The sequence below is a fragment of the Limnobacter sp. genome (genome assembly GCF_964228395.1).
Classification (GTDB): domain Bacteria; phylum Pseudomonadota; class Gammaproteobacteria; order Burkholderiales; family Burkholderiaceae_B; genus Limnobacter.
In genome coordinates this window covers 1-18060 of sequence record NZ_CAXQZX010000055.1, presented here as the reverse complement: position 1 = coordinate 18060, position 18060 = coordinate 1, and the positions used below count along the sequence as shown (strand labels likewise).

Genomic DNA, 18060 nt, shown 5'->3' with positions numbered 1-18060 from the left:
TCCGGTTATACGTCTGCGGGGCCAATGTCTTTCAGGCTTCGTTCAGAACCTGAGACCACAGAGGCCCCCATCAGGTTCTGAATATCGTTTAAAAAGGGGTCGCCCTGCAAAGCCTCTTTGGCACCCTGCAAAGCCTGGCGACGGTTTTCTGTTTGCACAGCGTGCGCAGTTTGCTGCGCTTCACCCAATTGCATTTGCAATTTGACAGGGCAATCAAAATGCGAACCCAGCAGCGCCTCAAGGCGGCTTACCATGCTGGTCTCTGTGTAGGTTTTAATGCCCGTGCGCAGCACAATGTGCAGCACCGCGCCGTCTTGGTGTGCTTCAACCAGCTCCGCCTGCACCAAGGCCTGCCGCATTAAGCCCTTGGCTGCAATGCTTTGTGACAGTGTGGGCCAATTGGCGGCTGTGGGCAAATCAACGGGCAAGGTCGACGGGGCTGGCGCAACGGTTTTGGGCGCTGCTGGAGCCAAAGCATGCACGCTGCCCTGCTGCACTGGCGGCTTGGCGGGCGGGGAGGCAGGCTGCGGCTTGGCGGCGGCTGCTGCGGGCTGGGCCGGTGGCGTTGCACCGGGGGCACGGGTTGGCATGGCGGGTGCAGGTTTGCCAGCGGCCTGCACGGCTTGCCCCTGCCCACCCGGCTTAAAAGCCAACATGCGAATTAAAGCCATTGAAAAGCCAATTGACTCTTCGGGGGCCAGGTGCAGCTCGGCGCGTGCATGGGTTGCAATCTGGAAAAACAGTTGCAGCGTTTCTGGATCGAACAAGCCCTGCAAAGCCAGCAAAGCGACCTCATCAGGATCGGCGGTATCCAGCCCGCCTGCAAAATGGGCCACCGACAGCCGGTAGCTAATGGCTGCCAACTCGTCCAGAATGGCGCCAAAAGGGGCGCTGGCGGCCTCCAAGGCCTTGCTTAAATCCAGCAGGGTTTTGCCATCGCTTTGGGCCAGGGCCTGCAAAATTTGATGCACCACGTGCTGATCAACGGCACCCAACATGGTGCGCACGGTGGCCTCTGTGACCTGCCCTGCGCTGTAGGCAATGGCCTGGTCAGTGAGGGACAAAGCGTCGCGCACGCTGCCACGGGCGGCCTTGGCCAACAAGCGAAGTGCGCCAGCCTCGTGGGCGATGTTTTCTTGCACAAGAATGTTGCCCAAGTGCTCGGCCAATTGGTCGGGCGGCAGCTGGCGCAGGGCAAACTGCAGGCAACGCGACAGCACCGTGGGCGGAATTTTTTGCGGGTCGGTGGTGGCCAAAATAAACAGCACATGCCCCGGTGGCTCTTCCAGGGTTTTGAGCATGGCATTGAAGGCACTGGTGGACAACATGTGCACTTCGTCGATGACGTACACCTTATATCGCCCCGCCGTGGGAGCGTACATGGCGTTTTCGAGCAGGGCTCGCATTTCATCCACGCGGGTGTTGGTGGCCGCGTCCACTTCAAGCAGGTCGACAAAGCGCCCTTGCGAAATTTCCTGGCAGGCTTGGCAAACGCCACACGGGTTGCGGGAAATGCCTTGCTCGCAATTGACCGCCTTGGCCATGATGCGGGCAATGGTGGTTTTGCCCACGCCGCGGGTGCCCGTGAACAGGTAGGCGTGGTGCAGGCGTTGATTGTCCAGCGCGTGGGACAAGGCTTTGACCACGTGCGCCTGGCCCACCAGCGAATCAAAATCACGGGGGCGCCATTTGCGGGCCAGTGCTTGAGAAACGGTTTGAGTCATGCGCGTGGAGTCCCAAATAAAGAGGCGAGCCAGAACCCCGGCACTGGCTTGACGGTTGTGGCTGCTTCCTTCCGGACCTGACCAGGTTGGCCGCTACACCATGCGGGGAGGCCCGCCTGACCTGCATTCTACACTGAACTGAGGCGGTGCATTTCCCCATGCCGGTCAATCAGCGCAGCCCGCGTGGGGCCAGCAGGCGTGCCTGGGGCTGTGCCCAAGCGCAAGGTTTGGTCCACAAGGGCCACGTATTCAAGCACTTGCTGGGTGTATTCGGGCAAATTGTGGGCGTTAACCGCCCATTTGTAATCCAGCACCCACCATTGCCCCTGGGTGTACACCACCCGGTCTGCCCGTAAAAATCGGCCATTCGGCAGGGTCCATTCCAGTTCATTCCAGGCTTGCTCCGCATGCTGCAGGTAGGGGTGTAGCTCTGCTTTGGAAAGCACAGTGTGGCAGGCGGATTTCACCTGCTGCAATTCATCTTCCGCAAGGGGCAAAAACACCGCCTCGCAATCCAACAGGCGTTCTGCCCACCATGTTTCAAATTCGGTGGTGGCCAGTGCATCCACATGCTCAAGCGCGGCGTGCCAGGCGGTGCCCATGCGCAGCTCGGGGGAGTGCAGGCGCGGTAACACCTGCCCAACGGGGGCTTCAAGCGCTTGCACCACGGGCCAGGCAGGGCGTGTCCAAACCGCTGGGGCATCGTCCAAGGCCTGCGCCACAGCCACATCGCCTTGAACTGCGGGCCATTCGCTTACACCAGGCACATGGGGCAGCAGGCGGGCATACCAAGCACGGCCCGCGCCTTTGCCGCCCTGCCTGCCGCTGACATGCACGCTAAGCCGCGCGCGGGTCAATGCCACGTACAGCAGGTGGTCTTCTTCATCCAGGTACGCTTGTTCGTCCAAGGCTTGCACGGCGGTGCGCCCCAGGCTGGGGCGCCGGGTGTTGCCCATCACCGTCACAGCGCGGGGCACCCTGTCTTCCAGAGGCCAGTCAAGCAACAGCCCAGCTGGGCTGCCCATGCCCTCTGCGGTGCGATTGGCATCCAACAACCACACATGGTCGGCTTCCAACCCCTTGGCGGAGTGAACGGTCATGATGCGCAACACCCCGGGGCTGGGGGCCTCACCTTCGCCATCTGAACCCTCGTACAAGGCCAGACGTTCGGCCTGTTCAATGGCCTTGCCAAGGCTGGGGAATCGCCCTTTGTCCACCCCAAGCGCCCAGGCTTTTAACCAGTCCCAATGCTCGGAAAACAGTTTGCGTTCACGGGGTGCAGCGGCGTTTAGGTAACGCTGCATGGCCTCGCTTTGCTGCACCACCAGGCTCAAGGTTTCAAACAAAGGCATGGCCTTGGCACTGTGCAACCACCCTTGCAAAAGGGCCTGGACTGAGACCGCCCAGGGCGGATCAGCAGCCTGCGCCAAGGCGCACAAGGTGTGCCATGCGTGCGGACTTTGCAGGGCATGGCCTGCGTGTATCAATTGTTGAACCTGCCCTACCTTCAGGCCCAGCAAGGGGCTACGCAGCACATGCAGCAAGGCCATGGTGTTGGTGGGCTCATCCAGGAAGCGCAACAAGGCCAATGTGTCGGCCCACACCACTGACGAATACCGCTCGCCTTTGTCCTTGACTGTGTATGGCAAATTGGCCTCGCGCAGCGCCCGGGTCAGTGGGGGCACGCTGCTGTGGGCCTGCACCAGCACCATCACTTGGTGCAGGCCTTCAATGCGGCCACTGTTTAACCACTGTTGCAAGGTGTGCACGCACAAGGTGGCTTCACTCAAAGGCGATTCTTTTTCGACCAAAGGGTAGAGGGCGAGCGCGGGCCAGGCGTGCTGCGCTGGCGCAGCCAGGCTGGTGTGGGGGCGAAATGGCGTGTTGCCGCGCAGTTGCCCCGGGGCAAACACGGCGTTGACGACTTCTACCACCCCGTGGGCGCAACGGCGCGTTTCGTCAGAATACAAATCATGCGCTTGAAAATGTTGTTTTAGCCATTGTTTGGCCTGCTCGAACAAACGCGACTCGGCCCGCCTGAAACGGTAAATCGACTGCTTGGGATCGCCCACCAAAAACACGCTGGGGCGCTCGGCGTCCCCGTAGTCTTCCAGCCAGTGGCGCAGAATATTCCACTGCACGGGGTTGGTGTCTTGGAACTCATCCAGCAACACATGGCGCACCCGGGCATCCAGCTTTTGCAGCATGTAGGCCCGCTGTTCGTCGTCCATCATCAACTGCAAAGCGGTGGCTTCCAGGTCATCAAAGTCGCACAAGCCCTGCTCGCGTTTTAATTGCTGGTACACCTCGAAGAGCGCGGGCTGAAGCTGCCGCAAAGCCTCGGTGCACTCCAGGTCTTCCTGGTCGTGCTGCCTCTGGCGCGCCGTTCGCAAATTGAGTTGCACAGCCTGCAGGCTTTGGGTCCACCGGACCTCATCAAACCGTGGATTGCCGGTTTGGTCTTTGGTGACTTTAAAAGGCGAGCCCACCCGAGGTGCGCCGTCTGATTTTAAAAAGAAATCAAAAAACACATTGAATTGCTGCTCAGCGTCGCCACCAGCGCCCACCTCGCTACAAAGGGCTTCCAGCTCATTGGCTGCCCGCTGTTGCGCAGCAGTGCCCAACCCCAGGTCAACCGCAATCTGCCGGCACTGCGCAAGCCATTGCACATCATCCAGCAAGGCCACAGGCCAACGCTGCGCAGGGTCGACCTGAAACACGTCCAAGAGGCCGGGCGCGTTGGGGTTGAGCAAAGCCAACATACACGCCACGCGGTTTTGCAGGGCGTCTTTTAAAACCTTGTGCTGCCCTTCACGCCCCAAGAGCTTGGCCAATGTGTTGAAGGCCGAGGCCAACTGGGGTTGATCGACCTCCAATTGCAAAGCCTTCCGCGTGAGGTGTTCAATGGCTTGGTCCATCCAGAATTGGGTTTGCTCTGTGGGCTCGCTTTGCCTGGAAAACCCGCTCGACAAAGGCGCAAGCTGGCACAGGGAGGTAAACCAGCCGTGGAAGGTGTTGATGGTCACCCCGCGCGGGCTGGTGAGCACCTCGCCAGCCAGGGCACGCGCTTTGGCCAGCGTGGCTGCATCCACGGGCGCGGCGCGCTCGCTGAGCAATTCTTGCAAGCGCGTCGGGCTGGCACAGGCGCACTCCCGAAGCAGGTCGTAAAGCCGGGTTTGCATTTCCTCGGCAGCTTTGCGGGTGAAGGTAATGGCCAGAATGTGCTCTGGCTTGGCGCCAGCCAGCAATAAGCGAAACAGCCTTGCGGTGAGCAACCAGGTTTTGCCACTGCCCGCACAGGCCTCCACCACCACGCTGTTGGCGGGGTTGCAAGCCGTGGCCGTGAATGCCATGCGCGCATTGTTGTTCAAACTGTTGGGGGGGAGGTTCATGCATCGCCCTCCACTTCTGAAGCATCCCCGGGTTCTTCCTCGCTGGGTCGGCACACGCCGCGCACATCGCAATGCGCGCAGGCGTCCCCGGGCCGGGCTTGCCAAGTCTGTGAGCCGTCAAAAAAGGCCTGTAAATCGGTTTGTAGTTGCTGCCACAGGGCCTCACCCCAACTAGAAACCCCAGGCGGTGCGTTGTCAGACTCCACGGTTGGAAAATCCACCCACTCTACGCCATTGCTGTGCACGCCCAAAAAACAAAGCTGCGCATGTGGAAGGTTCAACAAGGCTTGGTAGGCTGGCAACTGTGGGCTCTTCAACGGGTTTTGGGCGAGCTTGCGAAGCTCGCCAAGGGATTTGAATTTGATGTCGGTGATTTGCACCTCGTGGCCGCGACGGTCCAGGCGATCCAAACGCCCCTGCAATTCAATGCGTCGACCCAAGGCGGGCAAATCCAAATGGCCTGCCACCGAGCGCTCAGCGCCATCAAACTGCCAGCCTTCGATGGCTTTGGCCATCAGGCGGCCTGCAATTCGGGGAATAAATTGCTCGAAGGGGGCCACAAAGGGGTGCAGCACCGCTTGCTCTTCAAGGGCCATGCCTTGCCGCACCGCTTGGCTCTGGGTCTGTAAGGCCTGCTTCCAGGTTTGCAAATCGGCCCCCGGCCGGCTTTGCATGTGCCTGGCCGTGCGCTCCAACACTTTGTGCACATAAATGCCGCGCAGTTGATAAAAACCCAAAGCCCCTTGTTCGTTTTGATTCGGCCAAGGCAGGGCGTGCTTCAGGCCAAACCGCAAAGGACAAGCGGCCCAGTCGTCCAGCCCGGTCACACGCAAACGAGCCGGCACCGACTGCCCCTTGGGCAAAGCACGCAAGGCGAGCTCCTCGATGGGTTGTGGGCAAATGGGCAGCGTTTGCGGCGGCCAATTCGCCTTCCATTCCAACCCCGCATGTTCGAGCAGCACATCGAGCCACTGCAACTCGGGCAGCAAGGGCTCGGCCCGTCCCAGGGCCGTGCTGGCGTGCACCAAGGCCACCTCTGGCGTAGTCATCAGCACATGGTGCAAAGCCGACAGCTTTTGCACGCGTTGCACATTGGGCCCGGTGAAACCCAGTTCATGCGCCACACTGGGGGGCAGCAAACCGGGTGGGCTCTCCTTCAGGTGCGCCTGCGCACAACCCAACACCAGCGCTCGTTTGAACTGGCGAAGCCGCGTCGACTGCAGTGGCACCATTCGCACAGGGCTTTGAACATCCTCGGGCCTAAAACGCTCCTGCTCGGCCCAGTATCGCCACGCCGCCAAAAACCCGTGGGCATCCATCAAGAGGCCCGCGTGGGTTTGCGCCATCTCGGCCAAACCCAACAGCACAATGCGACCAGCCTCATCGCTTTCCAACACCAGGTCTAAACCACGGTTGTTGAGCACCTGCCGCCAAGCCTGCGCCCATTGGGCCAAAGTGTGGCTGCCGGTTTTTGCCCATGGCGAGGTTTGGAGCAAAGGTTCCCCCGTGAAAGGGTGAGTGAACTGAACCACCTCACCCTGCTCGGCGTGTTGCTGAAACACCTGATCTAGCCACCCCGCCACGCTGGCGGTGGACAGACGCCAGCCGGTGCGGTCATCCACCCGCACCCCCAAACTAGCCAACACCGGCACCAAACGCCGGGCGGCCAAGCGGTCAAGCACCGCCACGGCAATGTCTTCATGGGGGTTTTGCTGCAACCACTGCACAATTTGCCAGGCGGCTTGCTGCGCCTGCGTGGTTTCATCAGGCGCCAGGCACAATCGCACCTGTTTGCGCCCGGCTTGCACCGCCTCTGCCACCTGTTGCCAAGGCTTTGGCCCCTGCACCGCAGGCAGGGCCACACGCAGCACAGGCACGCCGGGGTAATGGATATTCAGCCACATGGCCGGCAAGGCTTCGCCATCGTCGTACCACACCACACAATCAAGCGCAGAGCCGGGGGTGCTGGGTTTGGGCAGCAAATCCAGCAAGTCATGCTCAAACGTGGTGGCCAGTTGGGTCACCACCGCGGCTTCTTGGGCTGCAAACGGGCTTGACTCCAGGTAACTGGCCCACGCACGAGGTTGGCTTGCTTTAACCAACACCAAACGCATGGCCAGCTCCAGGTATTCTTGCGCCAGGGCCCACAAGCCCTCGCCCACCAAACCCCCCGTTAAGCTGGGCTGCCCGGCCAGCAAACCCACCAACTCGGTTTGCAGGTTTAACCAAGGCAACACCGCCCTGGGCTGGCTTAGGCGGTCAGCGGTTTGCACCTTGGGCGACAGGCAAGCCAGCAAGCCTTGATGCCGTGCGTATGCGCGCTTGAATTCAACAGCAGATTCAATGCGGGGCATCAGCCACAGTACGCGTGCAGGTGCCACGCCCTGCGCTTGCAACCAATTCAAGGCTGCTTCAAACGGGCAGGCATCGGGCTGAAGCTCGGTTTGGCTGGGCAATCGCGGCATTGGGCTTGAATTCGGGAAAAACGTCTACAGTTAAGTGGTACGGTAGCGAGGGCGGGTTTGTATTTGGCGTCAATTTCGCTGTAACATCCAGAGTAGCATTTTCTTAAGGATTCTTTTCAATGAGCAGTGATCTCATCAAACACGTCAGCGACGCATCTTTCGAAAGCGATGTTTTGAAGACCGATGGCCCCGTGCTGGTCGATTACTGGGCAGAGTGGTGTGGCCCCTGCAAGATGATCGCCCCCATTCTGGATGAGGTGTCTTCCGAATACAAAGGCAAGCTGCAGATCGCCAAAATGAACGTGGACGAAAATGCAGAAACACCAGCCAAGTACGGTATCCGCGGCATCCCCACCCTTATGTTGTTTAAAAACGGCGCTGTGGTGGCCACCAAGGTGGGCGCACTGTCCAAATCGCAATTGGCCGCTTTCCTCGAGAGCCATCTGTAATATACTAAGTATTCCGAGCCCGGCACTCGCCGGGCTTTCAACATCCAAGCCTGCAGTTTTCCCCACGTTACCCAACTAAAAAACCTTCGGCGTTCGCCAGGCCAACACTCAAAAACCACCATGTATTTATCTGAACTGAAAACCCTCCACGTCTCTGCCCTGCTAGAAATGGCTTCTGGCCTGGAAATTGAAAACGCCAACCGTTTGCGCAAGCAAGAATTGATGTTTGCCATCCTGAAGAAGCGGGCCAAGAACGGTGAGCAAATTTTTGGCGATGGTGTGTTGGAAGTGTTGCCCGACGGGTTTGGTTTTTTGCGTTCGCCTGAAACCAGCTACTTGGCCAGCCCCGACGACATCTACATTTCGCCCAGCCAGATCCGCCGCTTCAACCTGCACACTGGCGACAGCATTGAAGGCGAGGTGCGCACCCCCAAAGATGGCGAACGCTACTTTGCGCTGGTGAAGGTCGACAAGGTCAACGGCGAGCCCCCCGAGGCCAGCAAGCACAAAATTCTGTTTGAAAACCTGACCCCGTTGCACCCCAACCAGTCCTTGAAACTGGAACGCGAGATGCGCGGTGAAGAAAACAACACAGGCCGCATCATCGACATGATCGCCCCCATCGGCAAGGGCCAGCGCGGCCTGCTGGTGGCCCCGCCCAAGTCTGGTAAAACCGTGATGCTGCAGCACGTGGCCCACGCCATCACCGACAACCACCCCGACATCACCCTGATTGTGTTGCTCATCGACGAGCGTCCAGAAGAGGTGACCGAGATGCAGCGCAGTGTGCGCGGCGAGGTGATTGCCTCCACCTTCGATGAACCCGCCACACGCCACGTGCAAGTGGCCGAAATGGTGATTGAAAAGGCCAAGCGACTGGTGGAGCACAAGCGCGATGTGGTGATTCTGCTGGACTCCATCACCCGACTGGCCCGTGCTTACAACACCGTGGTGCCCTCCTCTGGCAAAGTGCTCACGGGTGGTGTAGATGCCAACGCCTTGCACCGCCCCAAGCGTTTCTTTGGCGCAGCCCGCAACATTGAAGAAGGCGGCTCGCTCACCATCATCGCCACTGCACTGGTTGACACCGGCAGCCGGATGGACGAAGTGATTTACGAAGAATTCAAGGGCACCGGCAACATGGAAATTCACCTTGAACGCCGCATGGCCGAAAAGCGTGTTTACCCAGCGATCAACATCAACCGCTCGTCCACTCGCCGCGAAGAGCTGCTCATCAAGCCCGACCTGCTGCAAAAAATTTGGGTGCTGCGCCGCTTGCTGCACGACATGGACGAAATTGCGGCCATGGAATTCCTCATGGACAAGATTCGCCAAACCAAAAACAATGGCGAATTTTTTGAGATGATGAAGAAGTAAGCTCTTTTGGTGCAGCCCCCGGGCTGGCGTTTGTTTCGGCGACCAGCTCGGTTTGACGATCAAGGATGACCTGAATGACCTACACACTGTTGCGCCCTTCTTCAGCCTTTGCCGTGTTTCTGCTGTTGATCCTTTCTGGCTGTGGATACAACACCTTCCAAAGTGGCGACGAGCAAATCAAGGCCAGTTGGGCCGAGGTGCTCAACCAATATCAGAGACGTGCAGACCTCATTCCCAACCTGGTGAATGTGGTGAAAGCCGAGGCCAATTTTGAGCAAGAAACGCTCACGCAGGTGGTCGAGGCTCGAGCCAAAGCGACCTCGATTCAGGCCACACCAGAGCTCATCAACAACCCTGAGGCGTTCAGCCAGTTTCAGCAAGCCCAAGGCGAACTGGGACGCGTGTTGTCGCGCTTGTTGATGGTGTCTGAAAACTACCCCACGCTAAAAGCCAACCAGGCCTTTCGGGATTTGCAAGCCCAACTTGAAGGCACCGAGAACCGCATTACAGTGGCGCGAAACCGTTACATTCAGGCCGTGCAAAACTACAACGTGGCGGTTCGGTCCTTCCCAAGCAACCTCACTGCCATGGTCATGGGCTACGAGGTCAAACCCACCTTCACCGTCGACAATGAAGCAGCCATTTCCAGACCACCGGTGGTGGACTTTGGCGGTGGCAATAAGCCGGCTCAATAAAACGCATGTGTCAGCACGCAAACATGCGAGGCACTCTTTTTTTGGGGGCACAGGGCGTGTTGCCCACGGTTTGGTTTGCGCTGTGCATGGCTGGCTTGTTGATGTTGGCCGTACCAGCACGCGCAGAGGTACCAGTGCCTGCCTTGGCTGGCCCGGTGGTTGACACCACCAACACCCTCCAAGCCGCCCAACTGCAAAGCCTTGCACAAACCTTGCAAACCTTTGAAGAGCAAAAAGGCAGCCAAGTGGCTGTGCTGCTGGTGCAAACCACACAGCCCGAAACCATTGAGCAATATAGCTTGCGCGTGGCCGAGGCCTGGAAGATTGGCCGCAAGCAAGTGGATGATGGAGCGATTGTGGTGCTGGCCCTGCAAGACCGGGCTTTGCGCATCGAGGTGGGTTACGGCCTTGAAGGGGTACTCACCGACATTGCATCCAAACGAATTATTGAAGACATCATGGTGCCCCGCCTGCGCGCGGGCGATGTGCACGGCGCACTGCAAGCGGGCACCCAAGCCATCATGAGGCTTGTTGAGGGCGAACCTTTGCCCGCACCAAACGCTACCCGCCAGGCCTCTACACCCAATGCACTGGAGGAATTTGGCCCCCTGCTGTTTTTTGTTGCCATCGCCGTGGGAGGCGCCCTGCGCAAGGCCATGGGCCGCCTGCCAGCCGCCATGGCCGTTGGCGCTGGCGTGTCGGTGTTGGCCTGGTTTTTAAGTGGGGCGGTTTTAATTGCCTTGCTGGCCGGTGTGGCTGCACTGCTGCTCACGCTGTTTAACCAAGGTGGCGGCGGGCTGGGCACGGTGTATGGTGGGCGGCGTGGCGGCTTTGGCGGCGGCTTCGGGGGAGGAGGCGGCTTTCGGGGAGGCGGTGGCGGCTTTGGCGGCGGCGGTGCCTCGGGGCGTTGGTGATAAGCAGCTTGGGCAAAAGGGGCGGTATGACATTAAAAAGGCTACTGAGCCACTTGTGTATCACAGAGCGCGCTGTGAGCAAGGCTTTCAGCCCCAGTTGCCTGCAGGCGGTTGAACACAGCATCGCCAGCAGCGAGCAACAACACACCGGTGAAATTCAATTTGCGGTAGAAAGCTCTCTTGCATTGAATGCGCTGCTCGCCAAGCAAACACCGCGCGAGCGCGCCTTGGAGGTGTTTTCACACCTGCGAGTGTGGGACACCGAGCTTAACAATGGGGTGCTGGTGTACGTGCTGCTGGCCGACCACGCCATCGAAATTGTAGCCGACCGGGGCATACACCGCGCAGTGGGCCCGCAAGCTTGGCAGGCGCTTTGCGAAGCGGTGCAATCGGAATTTGCCAAGCGACACTACACCGAGGGCTGCCAATTGGCCATTCAAGCCATTACGCATTTGTTGGTGCAACACTTCCCCTGCCAGCAAGGCGGTGGCCCCAACGAGCTGCCCAACACCCCCGTGGTGTTGGGCTAGCAACCGATCAACGCTGGCGCACCGGGCACACGGCAGGCACTTTGTACTGCTCCGGCAGGTTGCACTCGCCCAAGGTAGGCTCCACCGCACATCGTACTTTGTGCATTAAGCGCAGGGCGCAACCATCGTAAACACCTTCGCGGCTCAACTGGATACGCGCCTCGCGCATCATGGCGTGGTACTCAGGCTTTTTGTCTTCGGCCACGCTCAACCAGGCTTTGGCTGGAATATCTTTATCGATTTTTTCCACTGCAGCCAAAGCCTTGGGCATTTCTTGAGCCACGTACTCGCGAAGCTTCTGGCCCGAGCCGGACTCAAACCGCGATTTGCGCAAAATAATTTGATAGGTCACCATCGCCACTGGCAAATCGATAACGCCGCCACGCTTTCGGATGCCTTTGTACAACTCCAAAGGTGCATAGGCAATAGAGGGGGCAACAATAATATCCACCGCGCCATTGTTGAACATGGTGCCCAGGTTGTTTACCTCGGCTGACACGGGCTGAGCCCCGACCTGCTCGATCAACTTGCGCTGGGACTCATCATGCGCCAGGGCTGCCACACGCTTGCCGGCGGCCTTGGCCAGGCTGTCAATGTCGCGGTCTTTTACAAAAATGTAAGCAGCTCCAAAAGGCAACACGCCACCCACCTCATAATCGCCTTGCACCATCACCGGCTGAAGCTGTGGGCTGCCCATGCTTTTTAAGGCCAACAGCACCGCCTGGTAGTTGGGCAATGCACCAATGGCATCCAAACTGCCAGCAAAGCTGTTAAAACGCCGAGTGCGAATGCCAGTGGCCACCAAACCATCGCATTTGCCAATTTCAAAATCTTTGGCAGCCACGGCCTCGTTGGTGTACACCACAGGCTTGAAGGGGTAGCCATTTTTGCGCCCTTCCAGGGCGTATTCTTGCGCCAGGTTAAAGATGGGGCCTTTGGTGCCCAGCAAGTCAAACACGCAAATTTGCGGTTCAGCCAGTGGTTTGGACAGTGGTCTCACTTCGGGCGATGCACTGGTGGCCAAGGCGTTGGGCAACATCGCACCCAAGGCCACCCAAGCCAATAAAACCCTGATGGGTTGAAAGATATTCATGCTTTTTTACCCGGCTTGAGGGTTCGCAAGGTGATGATCTTGGTCAGGTTCGACAAGGTTTTGCTCATCATGCGGTGCCAAATCACATTCACCACCACGGCTTTAAACACCATGCGCTTGGCCGTGTAAGCCACGTCTTCACGCAGGTAAAACAAGTATCGCCAAGTCACCAAGGTTTCGTCACCCTGACCCTCAAATTCGAACGAGCCTTTGGCGTGGTCAAGCCAACTTAGCAAGGGCTGGCTAAAACCCGTGCCACGGTAAACAAACTGGCGATTGGCGACCACGGCCAGCAACTCCTCTTCAATCACCGCCCCGCCCTTAAACGTGATGCGTTGAATATCGCCCACCTCTCGAAACGCTGCGCCGCGTATCATTTCTATGTTAGTAATGGGGGCAATCACAGCGTCGCTGTGGATGTACTCATCGGCTTTTAGCCGGGTAAATGCGTTAAAGCAGGCAGTGAGGGGCACTGGGATTTTGCAGCTGCGCTGAATCATCAAAGGGGCCTGGCTCATGATTTCCTCTTCTTGTTAAATTTTTGGACCACGGTGTATGTTGTCTCGTTTTTTTCCAATTCTGAACAAACTCAAAGCGCTTAAAACCCACGGTCGGCTGATGCTGCACGCCTTTCGCCATGCCGACACGCCCAAATGGATCAAGGGCGTGATGCTGGGCGTGGTGGTGTACCTCTTCAGCCCCATTGACATGGTGCCCGACGTGCTACTGCTGTTTGGCCTCACCGACGACTTGGTGGTGATTTCAGCGGCCATGTGGTTTTTGGGCAAGGTTATCCCTGAACAAGTCAAAAACAGCCTGCCAAACAACGAACACCATGAAGCATCAAAGGATATGGAGGGCAAAGCCAGAGGCAGTACACCCGCGGCTTCAACCAGAACCGCGAAGATCGACTACTACACCGCACCCTCCCGAAAAAACTGGGTGAAGCCACTGGGTTGGTTTGCTCTGGCGCTGATCTTGCTGGCTGCTCTGGGCAGTCACCCATGGGTTCACGCTCAATTGGCTGCCATTCAATCATTTTTTTGAGCAGCACAGTAAATGTTTTCCTCTAGCGTGTGGTGGCAACAACACCCATAAAAAAGCCCGGCTCGAGGCCGGGCTTTGATGACAGGATACTGCTTTGCTTTTGACCCCGGTTTCATGCCGGGGTTTTCGTTGTGTTAATGCCCAGTGGCTGCGCCTGCACCGCGTGGGGTACGAACGTCTTCCACCAAGTGCTGAATGTGCTCTGGTGGAGGTGCGGTCACCTTGCTCACCACCACGGCCACGACTGCGTTAACAATCGCGCCAACGGTACCGAAGGCTTCCGGCGTAATGCCAAAGAACCCGTTGGTGCCGCCCACCAGTTCAACATACTCGGTGCCCTTGATGAACAAGATGCCCTTGTGCGCAAACACGTAGAACAGGGTCACGGCCAAGCCAGTCAACATGCCCGCGATGGCGCCTGCAGAGTTCATTTTCTTGGAGAAAATGCCCATCATGATCACAGGGAACAGCGTGGAGGCCGCAATACCGAAGGCCAAAGCCACCGTACCTGCCGCAAAGCCTGGGGGATTCAAGCCCAAGTAACCAGCCAACACAATGGCGCCTGCCATTGAAATTTTGCCGGCCAGCAACTCGCTTTTCTCGGAGATGCTTGGGTTGAACACACCTTTGATGAGGTCGTGCGACACAGCCGAAGAAATCGCCAACAGCAAGCCCGCCGCAGTAGACAAGGCAGCAGCCAAACCACCCGCTGCAACCAGCGCAATCACCCAGTTGGGCAACAGAGCAATTTCAGGGTTGGCCAACACCATGATGTCAGCATTGACCGTCAACTCGTTGCCCTTCCAGCCGGCGGCTTCCACCTTGGCCAGAAACTCGGGGTTTTTGCTCTTGTCGTTGTAGTACTGGATGCGGCCGTCGCCGTTTTTGTCTTCAAACGCCAGCAAACCAGTTTGCGCCCAACGGTTCATCCATGCGGGTTGTTGATCAACCGGCAAAGAGGCCTCTGGTGCAAACAGATCACCGCCTGTGACCACATTGGTGTTCACCGTGGCATGCAGGTTGTAGCGAGCCATGGCGCCAACAGCAGGGGCTGTGGTGTACAAAATGGCGATAAACACCAATGCCCAGCCTGCGGACGAACGGGCATCAGCCACCTTCGGCACGGTGAAGAAGCGAATGATCACGTGGGGCAGACCCGCGGTACCAATCATCAAGCTCACGGTGTAGAAGAAGGTGTTGAGGTAGCTGCCGTTGGGCGTGGTGGTGTAGTTGTTAAATCCAAGGTCGGTCACCACTTTGTCCAGCGTGGCCAACATGGGTTTGCCGTTGGCAATCATGTCAGAGCCCAAACCCAACTGGGGCAACGGGTTGCCGGTCAGGTTCAGCGAAATAAAAATCGCTGGAATGGTGTAGGCGAAAATCAACACAATGTACTGGGCGATCTGGGTGTAGGTAATGCCTTTCATGCCGCCAAACACCGCGTACATGAACACAATGCCCATACCGATGTAAATACCGGTCTCAGACGAAACCCCCAGGAAGCGCGAGAATGCCACGCCCACGCCTGTCATCTGACCAATCACGTAAGTAATAGAAGCCACCAACAAGCAGATCACCGCCACAGTACGGGCGGTTTGGGAGTAGTAACGATCGCCAATGAACTGTGGCACAGTGAACTTGCCAAATTTGCGCAAGTAGGGTGCCAACAACATGGCCAACAGCACGTAGCCGCCGGTCCAGCCCATCAGGAACACAGAACCACCATAGCCAAGGTTGGCGATTAGGCCGGCCATGGAAATGAAAGAGGCCGCAGACATCCAGTCGGCTGCTGTGGCCATGCCGTTGGCCACGGGGTGCACGCCACCGCCAGCCACATAAAACTCGCCTGTGCTACCGGCGCGCGACCAAATCGCAATGCCGATGTACAGCGCGAAACTTAAACCCACGACAACGTAGGTGATTGTTTGCAAATCCATTCACGCTCTCCTTATTTTTCGTCGACGTCGTGTTCACGGTCTAACTCACCCATTTTCTTTGCGTAATAGAAAATAAGTGCAATAAACACGTAAATGGACCCTTGCTGAGCAAACCAGAAGCCCAAGGGGTAACCGCCCAGGCTAAATGCGTTCAATTGCTCAACAAACATAATGCCCGCGCCGTACGAGACCACGAACCAAACGATCAGGATCTTGGTCAAGAGGCCGAGCGTTGCTTTCCAGTAGGCCTCACCGCCCTTTGGGTTGCTCATCGCTTGTCTCCTTTAGAGGTTTAATTAACCGAAGACTTGGAACTACCAGGGTCACATCCCTCCAAGCCTAGGCTTGCGGCCCAGTATCAGAGCGAAAACTTACGCCAAACTGAAAGAGACAAATTACTCGGGTACGCCTTGCGACCGCAGCGCAGCAAATTGCAGGCTCCATGCTTCAAAACGGTCTTCTTCAATGGCCGTTCGCATCTGCTGCATCAGGTCGAGGTAGTAATGCAGGTTGTGGGTGGTGTTCAGGTGAGCGCCAAGGATTTCTTTGCTGCGGTCCAGGTGGTGCAAATACGCGCGCGAGAAATGTTGGCAGGTGTAGCATGTGCATTGCTCATCCAGAGGCCGCTCATCGTTGCGGAATCGGGCGTTGCGAATTCGAATATCGCCAGTTCGGGTAAACAACCAACCATTGCGCGCATTGCGGGTTGGCATCACGCAATCGAACATGTCTATGCCCTGCCCCACGGCGTTCACCAAATCTTCCGGCGTACCCACCCCCATGAGGTATCGGGGTTTGTTCACCGGCAGCTTGGGTGCTGTGTGGGCCAATATGCGCTGCATGTCGTCTTTGGGCTCGCCCACCGACAGACCGCCAATTGCATAACCATCAAAACCAATTTGCTCCAAGCCTTGTAGCGATATGTCGCGCAAGTCTTCATACATGCCGCCCTGTACTATGCCAAACAAGCCATTGGTGTTGTGCAGGGCATCGAAGGCGTCTCGCGAGCGGCGCGCCCACCGCATCGACATTTCCATGGAGCGCCTGGCCTCATCGTGCGTGGCGGGGTAAGGGGTGCATTCGTCAAAAATCATCACAATGTCGGAATTCAACACGGTTTGAATGCGCATGCTTTCTTCGGGCGTCAAAAAAAGCTTGTCGCCATTCACAGGCGAGCGGAAGTGCACACCCTCCTCTTTGATTTTTCGCATGGCGCCCAAACTAAACACCTGAAATCCACCCGAATCGGTGAGAATCGGCCCGGGCCAGGCCATGAATTGATGCAGCCCACCAAAGTTGGCCATGATGTCCAGCCCGGGGCGCATCCACAAATGGAAAGTGTTACCCAGAATGATTTGGGCCTGAATGCCCTGAAGATCGCGGGGCGTCATGCCCTTCACTGTGCCATAGGTGCCCACCGGCATAAAAATTGGCGTTTGAATGGTGCCGTGCGCGGTGGTGATTTGGCCTCGCCTGGCTTGGCCTGAGGTGGACTTTAAAAGAAAAGAAAGGGAAGACAAAGTGACGGCCCTGCGGCAAAGGTTGGCTTAAGGAAGTGCCGTATTTTAAATCATTTCAATCACATGCACGCCTTGCGCTTGGGCCCAAGCCACACCTTTCGAGCGGCAATTCCAGCAAGCAAGGCCGTTGTTTGGCACAATGGTGGCTTATTTTTAAAGAAGTACCTCATGCAAGCACCACCCAACCCACCGTTTATTCGTGCAGAGAAACACGAAGGCGAAGCCGAACTGGACGCGCACATGTTCCGCCAGGCTCTGGCCCAGTTTGCCACGGGCATCACCATCATCACCACCAAAAAGGCCGATGGCAAATACGTGGGGGTCACCGCCAACTCCTTTAACTCGGTGAGCCTGCACCCGCCGCTGGTGTTGTGGAGCCTGGCCAAAAAGGCCAGCAGCCACGCTGCATTTGCACAGGCCACGCACTACGGCGTGAGCGTGCTGGCGGCCGAGCAGGAAGATTTGTCACACCGGTTTTCCACATACAAAGGCGACCGCTTTGAAGGCGTGGAAGTGATTGAAGGCCTGGGCGGCGCCCCGCTCATCCCCAATGCCTTGGCGCACTTTGAGTGCAAAATCAAAAGCCGTTACGACGAGGGCGATCACTTCATCATGGTGGGCGAGGTGTTGCGGTGCGATTTTAGAGAGGGTGAGGCCTTGGTGTACAGGTCGCGCAAGTACTTCCGCAACTGAGGTCACTCGGCTAGGGATCGACCTGCGTTTCGTTTGATTGCGCAGCTTTTAGGTGCCGGGTTGGCACAGGCCACTGGGCCTGGGATCAGCCCGTGGTTCCCTTCTTGTCCCTTCCGAGGGGGCATGCATGGCTAAAATGTCGCCATTGCATCCGATCCGGTTTCCCGTCAAGCCGGGGCTTGGTCGGTAAACACGCCTCGGCCCCTCGGTGTGGGCCAAACCGG

General features: G+C 57.8%; 15 protein-coding genes and 1 other RNA gene. 7 read left to right on the top strand and 9 right to left on the bottom strand.

Features of this window, described 5'->3' with window-relative positions:
* Window positions 1-5: 5 nt before the first annotated feature.
* The 4 genes from dnaX to ACEQU8_RS04270 all read right to left on the bottom strand — a co-directional run bounded on the left by dnaX (window position 6) and on the right by ACEQU8_RS04270 (window position 7581).
* On the bottom strand, window positions 6-1724 hold the full coding sequence (dnaX, locus tag ACEQU8_RS04285; RefSeq protein WP_370261738.1) for a DNA polymerase III subunit gamma/tau: 1719 nt from the start codon (window positions 1722-1724) through the stop codon (window positions 6-8).
* 20 nt (window positions 1725-1744) lie between these two features.
* Window positions 1745-1841: signal recognition particle sRNA small type (gene ffs, locus ACEQU8_RS04280), an RNA gene on the bottom strand.
* 11 nt (window positions 1842-1852) lie between these two features.
* Window positions 1853-5116, bottom strand: coding sequence for a UvrD-helicase domain-containing protein (locus tag ACEQU8_RS04275; protein ID WP_370261737.1), 3264 nt, complete (start codon window positions 5114-5116; stop codon window positions 1853-1855).
* Window positions 5113-7581 carry a PD-(D/E)XK nuclease family protein gene (locus ACEQU8_RS04270; protein ID WP_370261735.1) on the bottom strand — a complete coding sequence of 823 codons (2469 nt, stop codon included), beginning with the start codon at window positions 7579-7581 and terminating at the stop codon, window positions 5113-5115. The genes ACEQU8_RS04275 and ACEQU8_RS04270 overlap by 4 nt, the downstream gene beginning before the upstream one ends.
* 119 nt (window positions 7582-7700) lie before the next feature.
* Between ACEQU8_RS04270 and trxA the strand changes: the two genes are divergently transcribed.
* The 5 genes from trxA to ACEQU8_RS04245 all read left to right on the top strand — a co-directional run bounded on the left by trxA (window position 7701) and on the right by ACEQU8_RS04245 (window position 11546).
* Window positions 7701-8030 carry a thioredoxin TrxA gene (gene trxA / locus ACEQU8_RS04265; RefSeq protein ID WP_370261733.1) on the top strand — a complete coding sequence of 110 codons (330 nt, stop codon included), beginning with the start codon at window positions 7701-7703 and terminating at the stop codon, window positions 8028-8030.
* Window positions 8031-8150: 120 nt separating this feature from the next.
* Window positions 8151-9407: a transcription termination factor Rho gene (gene rho, locus ACEQU8_RS04260; protein WP_370261731.1), complete on the top strand. Its 1257-nt coding sequence runs from the start codon at window positions 8151-8153 to the stop codon at window positions 9405-9407.
* A 74-nt stretch (window positions 9408-9481) separates the two neighbouring features.
* A complete protein-coding gene (locus ACEQU8_RS04255) occupies window positions 9482-10102 on the top strand; it encodes a LemA family protein (RefSeq protein ID WP_370261729.1) in 621 nt (206 codons plus the stop codon).
* A 23-nt stretch (window positions 10103-10125) separates the two neighbouring features.
* Window positions 10126-11016 (top strand): YgcG family protein, encoded by an 891-nt coding sequence (locus ACEQU8_RS04250; RefSeq protein ID WP_370261727.1) that lies wholly within the window; start codon window positions 10126-10128, stop codon window positions 11014-11016.
* Window positions 11017-11090: 74 nt separating this feature from the next.
* Window positions 11091-11546: a TPM domain-containing protein gene (locus tag ACEQU8_RS04245; protein ID WP_370261725.1), complete on the top strand. Its 456-nt coding sequence runs from the start codon at window positions 11091-11093 to the stop codon at window positions 11544-11546.
* Between the two features lie 7 nt (window positions 11547-11553).
* Here the strand turns inward: ACEQU8_RS04245 and ACEQU8_RS04240 are convergent, their stop codons facing one another.
* Together ACEQU8_RS04240 and ACEQU8_RS04235 are read right to left on the bottom strand one after the other, a co-directional pair.
* The gene (locus ACEQU8_RS04240; RefSeq protein WP_370261724.1) at window positions 11554-12639 is read right to left on the bottom strand and encodes a putative solute-binding protein; all 1086 of its coding nucleotides are present in this window, start codon (window positions 12637-12639) and stop codon (window positions 11554-11556) included.
* Complete coding sequence (locus ACEQU8_RS04235; RefSeq protein WP_370261722.1) at window positions 12636-13157, bottom strand: hypothetical protein; 522 nt, start codon at window positions 13155-13157, stop codon at window positions 12636-12638. The genes ACEQU8_RS04240 and ACEQU8_RS04235 overlap by 4 nt, the downstream gene beginning before the upstream one ends.
* A 37-nt stretch (window positions 13158-13194) precedes the next feature.
* Here ACEQU8_RS04235 and ACEQU8_RS04230 point away from each other — a divergent pair, with 37 nt between their 5' ends.
* The gene (locus ACEQU8_RS04230; RefSeq protein ID WP_370261720.1) at window positions 13195-13686 is read left to right on the top strand and encodes a YkvA family protein; all 492 of its coding nucleotides are present in this window, start codon (window positions 13195-13197) and stop codon (window positions 13684-13686) included.
* 134 nt (window positions 13687-13820) lie between these two features.
* Here ACEQU8_RS04230 and ACEQU8_RS04225 read toward each other — a convergent pair whose 3' ends face one another.
* From ACEQU8_RS04225 to tgt, 3 genes are all read right to left on the bottom strand, one after another.
* Window positions 13821-15623 carry a sodium:solute symporter family protein gene (locus tag ACEQU8_RS04225; RefSeq protein WP_370261719.1) on the bottom strand — a complete coding sequence of 601 codons (1803 nt, stop codon included), beginning with the start codon at window positions 15621-15623 and terminating at the stop codon, window positions 13821-13823.
* 11 nt (window positions 15624-15634) lie between these two features.
* Window positions 15635-15895, bottom strand: coding sequence for a DUF4212 domain-containing protein (locus ACEQU8_RS04220; protein ID WP_370261717.1), 261 nt, complete (start codon window positions 15893-15895; stop codon window positions 15635-15637).
* A gap of 123 nt (window positions 15896-16018) precedes the next feature.
* Window positions 16019-17143 carry a tRNA guanosine(34) transglycosylase Tgt gene (gene tgt / locus ACEQU8_RS04215; RefSeq protein WP_370261716.1) on the bottom strand — a complete coding sequence of 375 codons (1125 nt, stop codon included), beginning with the start codon at window positions 17141-17143 and terminating at the stop codon, window positions 16019-16021.
* A gap of 168 nt (window positions 17144-17311) precedes the next feature.
* Between tgt and ACEQU8_RS04210 the strand changes: the two genes are divergently transcribed.
* Window positions 17312-17836 (top strand): flavin reductase family protein, encoded by a 525-nt coding sequence (locus tag ACEQU8_RS04210; RefSeq protein WP_370261715.1) that lies wholly within the window; start codon window positions 17312-17314, stop codon window positions 17834-17836.
* Window positions 17837-18060: the final 224 nt, after the last annotated feature.

Bases quoted from the DNA above. Each gene is read 5' to 3' on its own strand.
- dnaX (WP_370261738.1), bottom strand. From the start codon at position 1,724: ATGACTCAAACCGTTTCTCAAGCACTGGCCCGCAAATGGCGCCCCCGT.
- ACEQU8_RS04275 (WP_370261737.1), bottom strand. From the start codon at position 5,116: ATGAACCTCCCCCCCAACAGTTTGAACAACAATGCGCGCATGGCATTC.
- ACEQU8_RS04270 (WP_370261735.1), bottom strand. From the start codon at position 7,581: ATGCCGCGATTGCCCAGCCAAACCGAGCTTCAGCCCGATGCCTGCCCG.
- trxA (WP_370261733.1), top strand. From the start codon at position 7,701: ATGAGCAGTGATCTCATCAAACACGTCAGCGACGCATCTTTCGAAAGC.
- rho (WP_370261731.1), top strand. From the start codon at position 8,151: ATGTATTTATCTGAACTGAAAACCCTCCACGTCTCTGCCCTGCTAGAA.
- ACEQU8_RS04255 (WP_370261729.1), top strand. From the start codon at position 9,482: ATGACCTACACACTGTTGCGCCCTTCTTCAGCCTTTGCCGTGTTTCTG.
- ACEQU8_RS04250 (WP_370261727.1), top strand. From the start codon at position 10,126: ATGCGAGGCACTCTTTTTTTGGGGGCACAGGGCGTGTTGCCCACGGTT.
- ACEQU8_RS04240 (WP_370261724.1), bottom strand. From the start codon at position 12,639: ATGAATATCTTTCAACCCATCAGGGTTTTATTGGCTTGGGTGGCCTTG.
- ACEQU8_RS04235 (WP_370261722.1), bottom strand. From the start codon at position 13,157: ATGAGCCAGGCCCCTTTGATGATTCAGCGCAGCTGCAAAATCCCAGTG.
- ACEQU8_RS04230 (WP_370261720.1), top strand. From the start codon at position 13,195: ATGTTGTCTCGTTTTTTTCCAATTCTGAACAAACTCAAAGCGCTTAAA.
- ACEQU8_RS04225 (WP_370261719.1), bottom strand. From the start codon at position 15,623: ATGGATTTGCAAACAATCACCTACGTTGTCGTGGGTTTAAGTTTCGCG.
- ACEQU8_RS04220 (WP_370261717.1), bottom strand. From the start codon at position 15,895: ATGAGCAACCCAAAGGGCGGTGAGGCCTACTGGAAAGCAACGCTCGGC.
- ACEQU8_RS04210 (WP_370261715.1), top strand. From the start codon at position 17,312: ATGCAAGCACCACCCAACCCACCGTTTATTCGTGCAGAGAAACACGAA.